Genomic DNA, 9,491 nt, shown 5'->3' with positions numbered 1-9,491 from the left:
GCCTTCTTATGGTCGGCGCCTGACGGGCCAAAAAGGCCGCGTGAATTTTGTGCATAGCCGGAATTTATGACGAATGGTACATGTTCGTAATACGATTTGAGTATCTCGCGGCTAAGCCGCATATGAGTCCGACTCCACAACTGTACAGTAAAGGCTAACTGCCTAAATCCATCACATAGTATCCGCTTGACGAAGATAAATAAATGACGTTATAATAGACATGAAAAGAGGTCCTGCCGATAGACGGTTGGCCCCGATAAGTCAACAAAAATAGTCGCTTAAGATGGGGGTCTCTGGCGGCTATTTTTGTGTTTTATTTGAACTCTGACCTAGGGCATAACCAATTGCAAATGCGGCCATACCGAAAGATAGTATACTGATAAACAGATCCACCGTTAAAGTCATTGTCCTCCCCTCCTTTCCAGTTGGATTGGAGGGGCACACAAAGTCCCTCCGGGAAAAGCAAGGGACCAACCGCCTACCGTTTTAGGCAAAACCTCGGATTCAGTATATCACAGGCAGACATTGCCGTCTACTTGAAAAATTCAATCATCAAAAATCTAGTATAACAGGCGCTGTCACGCGAAGACAGCGCCTGTTTGCTTTGTCCATTTCAAATTCATAAAGACCTGCCATTATATCAGAACAGGCTACGGTAAAATCTCACAGTGGGCCGCCCTGTCCGGGTCGGCCCCTACGCACAAGGCCGTTGGCCGTGTATATTTTATGTCCGGTGAACGTTGTTTCCATTTATCGCCTAGCTGCGATTCTGTAGGGGCCGTCCTGATAAAGGCGGGCAGCCACAGCTGTCCGTTTTGGCAACCGTCCTGCGCCTTCTTATGGTCGGCGCCTGACGGGCCAAAAAGGCCGCGTGAATTTTGTGCATAGCCGGAATTTATAACGAATGGCACATGGTCGTAATACAATCATAAGTTCGTCGCGGCGAAGCCGCATCGTAGGGGCTCACACGTGGCGAGCCCGCGTGAATCCTGTACGTAGCCGTAATTTATGACGAGTGGCACATGTTCGTAATACGATTTGAGTATCTCGCGGCGAAGCCGCATATGAAACCGAGGAAAAACACGCAGCTCGGTGTTCGTGATTCGTAAAGGCTCTCCATAATGTCAGAACAAGGTGTTGTTAAATATCGCAGCAGGCCGCCCTGTCCGGGTCGGCTCCTACGCACAAGGCCGTTGGCCGTGTATATTTTTACATTGCAAATCTACTCGGCTTTTGTAACCGCTTTTGTTTTATACGTATAAAAATGCACATTTTTTGTTCGAGAAATTTGGCAAAAATAGGCCCTAAAAAAGGTTTTTTAAATTTTTCTGGTACACTTTTGGAACTTTTGAAAAAAAAAGAAAGCCTCACAAACGGCTTGGTTAAGCGATTTGTGAGGCAATTTGCAACTATTCCCATTCAATCGTTGCGGGTGGTTTACTGGTGATGTCGTACACGATGCGGTTGATGTGGTCTACTTCGTTTACGATGCGGCTGGAAATTTTATCGAGGACGTCGTATGGGATACGCGCCCAGTCAGCCGTCATGAAGTCGGTCGTGGTGACGCCGCGCAGGGCCAAGGTGTAGTCATAGGTACGGAAGTCGCCCATGACGCCGACAGAGTGGTTATTGGTCAGGACGGCGAAGTACTGGTTGATATCGCGCTGCATGCCGGCATTGGCGATTTCTTCGCGGAAGATGGCATCGGCATCGCGGAGGATGGCCAGTTTTTCTTTGGTGATTTCACCCATGACGCGGATAGCCAGGCCCGGTCCCGGGAAAGGCTGGCGCCATACGAGGTATTCTGGCAAGCCCAGTTCGGCACCGAGTTCGCGGACTTCGTCTTTGAAGAGGTTGCGGAGCGGTTCGATGAGGCCTTTGAAATCGACGACAGCCGGAAGTCCGCCTACGTTGTGATGGCTCTTGATGACGGCTGCATCGCCGGCACCGGATTCAATGACGTCGGGATAAATGGTCCCCTGGGCCAGGAAATCGACGGAACCGATTTTACGGCCTTCATCTTCAAAGACGCGGATGAATTCTTCGCCGATGATTTTCCGTTTCCGTTCAGGGTCGCTGACGCCTTCGAGTTTCTTCAGGAAGCGTTCCGACGCATCGACGCGGATGAAGTTCATGCCGCTGTCCTTGAAGGCCGCTTCGACTTCGTCGCCTTCGTTCTTGCGGAGCAGGCCGTGGTCGACGAAGATACAGGTCAGCTGGCTGCCGACGGCTTTGGAGATGAGGGCTGCTGCGACAGAGCTGTCGACGCCGCCGGAAAGGGCCAGGACGACTTTGCCGTCGCCGACGGTTTCTTTGATATTGGCAATAGCCGTCTTGGCATAGTTGGCCATAGTCCACGAACCGGTGCAGCCGCAGACTTCAAAGAGGAAGTTATGGAGCATTTCCTTGCCGTGTTCCGTATGGAGCACTTCCGGATGGTACTGCATGGCATAGAGCTTCTTAGCCGGGTTCTGCATGGCAGCGACCGGGCAGTTGGCCGTGTGGGCTACGATTTCAAAGCCTTCCGGGATGGAAGCGACGTAGTCCTGATGGCTCATCCAGACGATTTCTTTTTCCTGCAGGCCTTTGAACAAAGGCGAAGCCGTATTGACATCGATTTCGGTCTTGCCGAATTCGCGCATGTCGGCGTGTTTGACTTCGCCGCCTAAGGTCTGGGCCATGAACTGCATGCCATAGCAGAGGCCGAGGACGGGGATGCCGAGATGGAAGACTTCTTCTTCGATCTTCGGCGCATTATCTTCATAGACGCTGCCAGGACCACCGGTAAAGATGATGCCCTGGGGCTGAAGTTCTTTAATCTTTGCAACTGCTTTGTGATACGGGTATACTTCACAGTATACGTGGTTTTCACGGACGCGCCGTGCAATGAGCTGGTTATACTGACCACCAAAATCGACAACGATGACGAGTTCTTTGGTATCCATTAAGTGCCTCCTCGTGAAATACTTTCTGCGGCAGCGGCCGCTGCCTAAATCATTCGATTATAATATTATAGCACACGAGGCAGAGAGTGACTAGTCACAAAGGTCTAATACTTCCATTCCCGGTACAAATCTTTGAGGATGCAGGCCCGGGTGATCATGCCGACGACGCGCTTGTTGTCCACGACAGGAAGAACCTTCAAGTGTTCCAGGATCATGACGGCTGCGACCTGTTCGACATCGGCCTTGGGCGTCGCGATCATGACGTTCTTGGTCATCAATTTTTCGCAGGGCTGATCCAGGAGGTTCTTGAATTCCTTGGCGTATTTGCCGACGCGGCTGGTATAAATTTTGGTGCCGATGAAGGGCAGGCGCGGAATGTGTGGCTTCGAACTGCGGTACATGAGGTCGGCGCTGGAAATGAGGCCGATGAGGTGGTCTTCTTCATCGACGACGGGCACAGCCAGCAGGCGATGCTTGATGAAGATGCGGAAGACGTCGCGGATGGGAATATCCGGTGTCACCGAGACGAAAACCTTTTCCATGACATCTTTGACGCGGACGACAGGGCGTTCCGCGTCCTTGTCTTCGCCCGGTCCCGGACCTTTATTGATGTTTTCAGCCATTGTCTATTCCCCCTTTCCCCTAGTCGTCGCCGTATTCACGGTACAATTCATCGAGGATGTTGCCGCGGGTGACGATGCCGACGATGTGCTTTTCTTTAACAATAGGAATGACCTTCAGATGTTCGGCCACCATGACGCCGGCGATCTGTTCGACTTCCGCATCCGGTGCGGCAATGATGACGTCTTTGGTCATCATATCTTTCGCCGTGCAGGCCATGAGTTTCTTGAACCCCTTGTCGTATTCGCTGATGCCGTTATAATAAATGCTGGCTCCCAAAAGATTGACATAGTGAGGGACATGAGGTTTGACCTTCTTGTAGAGCAAATCCGCATCGGTGACGATGCCGGCGAGCTCATCTTTTTCATTGATGATGGGAATGGCCGTAATGTGGTTCTTGACGAACATGTTGACCAAATCGAAGGCCGACGTTTCCGGCGTTGCCGTAACGAAATTCTTTTCCATAATATCCGATGCCGTACGTTTAAACATAGTTATCACTCCTTTTCCTTATATTATAAGTATTAGACATGAGACCCCCGATTTCCTGCTTGGGAGGTAAAAAAAGCGCTGTCGCATGAAGACAGCGCTTTTTTTACGTTGGTCGTAGGTCGTTCATCGTTTGTCGTACGGGATGAAAAATATCAACCTATCACGATGAATGATGAACTACGAACGAAAAAATTTTAAGTCTAAAGGATTTTGCATGATAGCAGAAGCCTTCATGCGACAGTCCCTTTTAGTTGTTAGTGGTTAGCGGATGGTTTTAAATTTAAGGCACAGCGGGCCGCCCTACGAATAACGAGCCACGAATCACGAGCCACTATAAATCCAGCTTATTTCCCGCAATAGGCGATGACTTCGACTTCTACGAAGACGTCTTTCGGGAGGCGGCTGATTTCGACGCACGAACGGGCCGGCAGGTTCTTCTGGAAGTATTTGCCATAGACTTCGTTGACGGCGCCGAAGAAGTTGATGTCCGTCAGGTAAACCGTCGTCTTGACGACATCATCGTAAGAGAGGCCGGCTTCTTCGAGGATAGCGCCGACGTTCTTCATGCACTGTTCAGCCTGTTCGACGACACCGCCGGAAACGATCTTGCCTTTTTCCGGGTTGATGGCAATCTGACCGGATGCGAAGAGGAAATCGCCGGCTTTAATAGCCTGGGAATACGGGCCTACTGCGCCCGGAGCTTTAGTCGTGCTGATAACATTAACTGCCATGAGTATGCATCTCCTTAATTTTAATCTAACTGTATTATACATCGCAGGCCCAGGGAAAGCCATAGACCTGCGACAGATAATCACGATTCCGATTCAGTTTTGGCGACCGTCGCCGCATCTCCTCCAGCCCCTTCGATGAGGTGCCCTTATTTATCGTACTGTTTCTTGTTCAGGCCACAGGCGAACCAGGCGATGACGACGGCGGCGATGTAGACCCACGACGAGAAGATGGACATGCGCGTATCAGGATTGTAGATCATGCCAATAGTGACGAGAATCAGGAAGATGATGCAGAAGTAATTGGAATAAGGATAGAGCGGCGATTTGAAAGGATGTTTCGCCATGACTTCCGGTCCCCAGGCTTTGCGGAAATTTTTCTGGGCATAGGCCAGGACGAACCAGGCGACCATGCCCGGAAAAACGGAGGCACTGTATAAATAGAGGAACAATTTGGAGTCCGGAATGAGATAGTTGAGGATGACGCCGATAGCCAGGACAACGATGGTGACGGCAATACTGTTGCGCGGCACGCCGGTCGGTGACAATTTGGCGAAAATCTTCGGCGCCTGGCCGTTCTGGGCCAGCGTATAGAGCATACGGCCTGAGCTGTACATGCCGCTGTTACAGCCGGACAGGGCCGCCGTGAGGACGACGAAGTTGATGATGCCTGCCGCTGCCGAGATGCCGACTTTGGCAAAGGTCATGACGAAGGGACTGCCGATATAGCTGACTTCATTCCAGGGATAGATACAGAGGATGATGAAAATCGAGCCGATGTAGAAGATGAGGATACGCCAGACGATATTGTTGACGGCCTTCTTCAAAGTATGTTTCGGGTCCTGGGCTTCGCCGGCCGTGATGCCGATGAGTTCGACGCCCTGGAAGGACGCGGCGACGACGCACATGGCCGCCAGCATACCGCCCCAGCCGTTAGGCATGAAGCCGCCGTTGACCCAGAGGTTGCTGATGCCGACGGGGACGCCGCCGTTGCCGAAGCCAAAGAGGATGACCGCCGCACCGACGATGAGCATGACGATGATGGTGACGACTTTGATCAGGGCGAACCAGAATTCAAATTCGCCGTAATATTTAACGGCCGCCATATTCGCCGCAGCGACGATGGCCATGCCGGCCAGGGCCGATATCCATTGCGGCAGCAATGGGAACCAGTAGTGGACATAGATGCCGACGGCTGTGATTTCCGACAGACCGACGACGACCCACAAGAACCAATAGGAGCAGGCAGTGAGGTAGCCGACGAAAGGACTGATATACTTATGCCCATACGTGGCAAAGGAGCCCGTAACCGGTTCCTGATAAAGCATTTCCCCCATGATGCGCATGATGAAAAACATGACGACGCCCGTTACGGCATAACAGAGCAATACCGACGGTCCCGCCATCTGAATGGTGTTGGCCGACCCCATGAACAAGCCGACACCAATCGTCCCCCCAAGAGCGATCATCTCTACGTGACGCGGCTTCAGGCCGCGTTCCATTTTCTGCTGTTCCATGATCAGACCTCCACTACTTCAAGGTAACAAAATAATGATGGTCTTTGAGCATGGTCATCAATTTTTCAACGTGCTTTTCGTTGGCCGTTTCCAGTTCCAGTGAAACGGCGGTCATGCCCATGTCGATGCCGTGCTGGCTGCGTTCATGGGTGATGGAAAGGACGTTGGCATTGGTGCCGGCAATAAGGGTCAGGAGCTTGACCAGTTCGCCCGGTACGTCGGGGATAACGGTCTGGAAGAAAATCTTGCGCTGGGACTTGATCAGGCCCTGGTTGATGACGCGGGTCATATTATTGACGTCGATGTTGCCGCCGCTGACGAGGGCTGCGACTTTCTTGTTGCGGATGCCGGAAATCTTGCCGCTCATGAGGGCTGCTACCGGTACGGCACCAGCCCCTTCGGCAACGGTCTTGCCCCGTTCGAGGAGGAGCAGGATGGCGCTGGCGATTTCCGATTCATCGACAGTAACGATTTCATCGACGTATTTCTTGCAGATATCAAAAGTCAGGTCGCCCGGTGTCTTGACGGCGATGCCATCGGCCAGGGTAGCCTTGCCGTTGTAGGTGATGACCTGCCCCTTTTCGACGGATTCCTTCATGGACGGCATGTTTTCCGTCTGGACGCCGATGACTTTAATCTTCGGATTGACGCTCTTGGCTGCTACGGCCAGGCCGGAAATGAGGCCGCCGCCGCCAATCGGTGCAACGATGGCGTCGACTTCAGGCAGCTGTTCGATGATTTCCAGGGCAATCGTCCCCTGGCCGGCGATGACTTGCGGGTCATTGAAGGGATGAACGAAGGTGTAGCCGTGTTCCGTCGTCAATTCAACGGCTTTGGCAGCGGCTTCGTCAAAGAAGTCCCCGTAGAGGACGACGTTGGCACCGTAGCCGCGGGTTGCCGTAATCTTGCTCAAGGGAGCGTGTTTCGGCATGCAGATGACGGACTGGCAGCTGTATTCGCTGGCTGCCAGGGCAACGCCCTGGGCATGGTTGCCGGCCGAAGCGGCGATGACGCCTTTTTCCCGTTCTTCCGGTGTCAGGGATGCGACTTTGTTATAGGCACCGCGCAGTTTAAAGGAGCCTGTCCGCTGGAGGTTTTCCAGCTTCAAATAGACTTCGCAGCCAGCCAGATCGCTGACGGAATTGCTGTACGACAAGCCTGTCTTCTGGGCGACGCCCTTCAAGCGTTCCTGAGCATCTTTGATCATTTGTAAGGTTACTTTTTCTTCACTCATGGTATGTGCTGCTAAATAGCAGCGTCCCTCCTTCGTTAGTTAGAATAAATACGGTTTGCTTATGCCTTTACTATACGCCTTTATCTGTCCATTGTCAATAGAGTATTCGCGTATTTGTCCATTATAAAGAGACTCATGTTTACTGAACCAGAAATCATCATTGCTTATTTTGCATAAGCCGACATCGAACGATGCGAAAGGAAGAAGCTTCCTTTATGGCAGTTTCTTCGTGACTCGTAATCAGCAGTCAACCGTAAGCAGTCAGCAGTTAGCAGTCAGCCGTCAGCCGTTAGTAACTCGTAAGCACTTTGCTAATCACTAGCCACGAACAACGAACAACAAAAGGTCCTGTCGCATATGCGACAGGACCTTTTCATATGGTGACCCCTACGGGATTTGAACCCATGTTCTCGCCGTGAAAGGGCGATGTCTTAGACCGCTTGACCAAGGGGCCATGGCTCCTCAAGTAGGACTCGAACCTACGACAAATCGGTTAACAGCCGATTGCTCTACCAACTGAGCTATTGAGGAATATCACTTCAAGCTCGTTCCGAATCGGAACAATTAATATTATACTTGAAGAGATAGAAAAATGCAAGTCTTTTTTACGAATTTTTTTGATGACTTTCTCCGGCCCTGCCCAGGAAATGGAAATAGGCCGTAAAGCAATACACGGCAGCGACTAAGCCGATGGCTGCGCCGGCATAGCCGATATACGGTAGCAGGCCATGGGCCGTGACCTGCCCGCCAATCCAGGTCCCGCCGCCGATACCGACGTTGAAGATGCCTGAAAAGATGGACATGGCCACCGGGGCTGCCCCCATCGGGACGTGGCGGATGAGTTCGGCCTGGAAGGTGACGTTGAACAGCGTCGACGCACAGCCGACGACCAGGCAGGCGGCGACCATCGTCCCTGCCCTGCCCGCAGCGGCCTGCCACAGGAGGAACGGGATGACCAGGCCCAACAGACCAGCCCGGATGACGCCATAGCGGAAATGATTGTAAAACCGGGAAAAGACGAAACTCCCCAGGAGGCCGCTGACGCCAAGGAGCATGAGCGTCGACGTGATGCCCTGGTCGCTAAAGGCAGCAACGGTCTTGAGAAAGGGCTCGATATAGCTGTACGCTGTAAAATAGGCCGTCGCGAACAGGACGGACAGGATATAGACGCTGATGACGACGGGATTCTTGAGCAGCTTGGGCAATTCGTCGCGGGAAAAAGAGGCGTCGCTGGCCAGCTTGGGAAAGACAAAGGCCAAATAGATGAGCACGGCTAAGGCCGTTACCGTAATGACCAGAAAAGTCATGCGCCAGCCGGCATAGAGGCCGATGACCCGTCCCAGGGGCAGGCCGAAGATCATGGCGACAGCCGAGCCAGTGACGATCATGCTCAAGGCCAGGGGCCGATGAGTCCGCGTGACCAGGCGCGTCGCCATCGGGGCCGCAATGGACCAGAAAATAGAATGGGCGCAGGCGACGCCGATGCGGGCTGCCATGAGCATGGGAAAATTCAGGGCCAGCCCCGATGCCAGCTGTCCCAGGACAAAGAGCCCCATCGTCCCCAGCAGGAGGCGCCGCATCTCCATCTGGCAGACGAGGAGCATGAGCGGCAGGGACAGCAGGGCCACGACCCAGGCGTAGACAGTGATCATAATGCCCGTCTGGGACTCGGTCATCGCGAAGGACTGAGAAATGTCCATGAGCAGGCCGATAGGCATGAATTCCGACGTATTGAAGATGAACGCCGACACAGTCAGGCCCAGGAGGGGCAATACATATTTCAGAGGAATAGCGCGAAACATGATTCATTCTTCCTTTGCATAGATTTAGAACGATTCCATCGTACGCTGTCCCCGGGAAAAAGTCAAGAGGGCAAAAAAAAGGGCCTGTCGCACGTAATCGTGCACAGGCTCTTTTTATGTATGCAAAAACATCATAGCTTTATGGTCGTTCT

At 52.6% G+C, this 9,491-nt stretch carries 7 protein-coding genes and 2 tRNA genes; all 9 read right to left on the bottom strand.

All coding sequences use genetic code 11. The features are described 5' to 3' along the window. Positions 1-1,409: 1,409 nt before the first annotated feature. Positions 1,410-2,945 carry a glutamine-hydrolyzing GMP synthase gene (gene guaA / locus WMO23_RS10090; RefSeq protein WP_349173965.1) on the bottom strand — a complete coding sequence of 512 codons (1,536 nt, stop codon included), beginning with the start codon at positions 2,943-2,945 and terminating at the stop codon, positions 1,410-1,412. A gap of 104 nt (positions 2,946-3,049) precedes the next feature. Further along, positions 3,050-3,568 carry a CBS domain-containing protein gene (locus tag WMO23_RS10085; RefSeq protein ID WP_349173964.1) on the bottom strand — a complete coding sequence of 173 codons (519 nt, stop codon included), beginning with the start codon at positions 3,566-3,568 and terminating at the stop codon, positions 3,050-3,052. Between the two features lie 19 nt (positions 3,569-3,587). Further along, positions 3,588-4,058, bottom strand: coding sequence for a CBS domain-containing protein (locus tag WMO23_RS10080; RefSeq protein ID WP_020309913.1), 471 nt, complete (start codon positions 4,056-4,058; stop codon positions 3,588-3,590). Positions 4,059-4,402: 344 nt separating this feature from the next. Beyond that, positions 4,403-4,789: a RidA family protein gene (locus tag WMO23_RS10075; protein ID WP_020309912.1), complete on the bottom strand. Its 387-nt coding sequence runs from the start codon at positions 4,787-4,789 to the stop codon at positions 4,403-4,405. Between the two features lie 146 nt (positions 4,790-4,935). Beyond that, on the bottom strand, positions 4,936-6,303 hold the full coding sequence (locus WMO23_RS10070; RefSeq protein ID WP_349173961.1) for an amino acid permease: 1,368 nt from the start codon (positions 6,301-6,303) through the stop codon (positions 4,936-4,938). Between the two features lie 13 nt (positions 6,304-6,316). Then, the gene (gene ilvA, locus WMO23_RS10065; RefSeq protein ID WP_036200670.1) at positions 6,317-7,537 is read right to left on the bottom strand and encodes a threonine ammonia-lyase; all 1,221 of its coding nucleotides are present in this window, start codon (positions 7,535-7,537) and stop codon (positions 6,317-6,319) included. Between the two features lie 378 nt (positions 7,538-7,915). Beyond that, positions 7,916-7,991, bottom strand: a tRNA-Glu gene (locus tag WMO23_RS10060). A gap of 1 nt (position 7,992) precedes the next feature. Further along, positions 7,993-8,068 (bottom strand) — tRNA-Asn (locus tag WMO23_RS10055). 74 nt (positions 8,069-8,142) lie between these two features. Then, on the bottom strand, positions 8,143-9,339 hold the full coding sequence (locus WMO23_RS10050) for an MFS transporter (RefSeq protein ID WP_020309909.1): 1,197 nt from the start codon (positions 9,337-9,339) through the stop codon (positions 8,143-8,145). Between the last annotated feature and the right edge of the window lie 152 nt (positions 9,340-9,491).

Source organism: Megasphaera intestinihominis (assembly GCF_040096415.1).
Lineage (GTDB): Bacteria > Bacillota > Negativicutes > Veillonellales > Megasphaeraceae > Megasphaera > Megasphaera intestinihominis.
The sequence above is the reverse complement of the archived record's forward strand: the minus strand, read 5'-3'. Positions and strand labels throughout refer to the sequence as shown.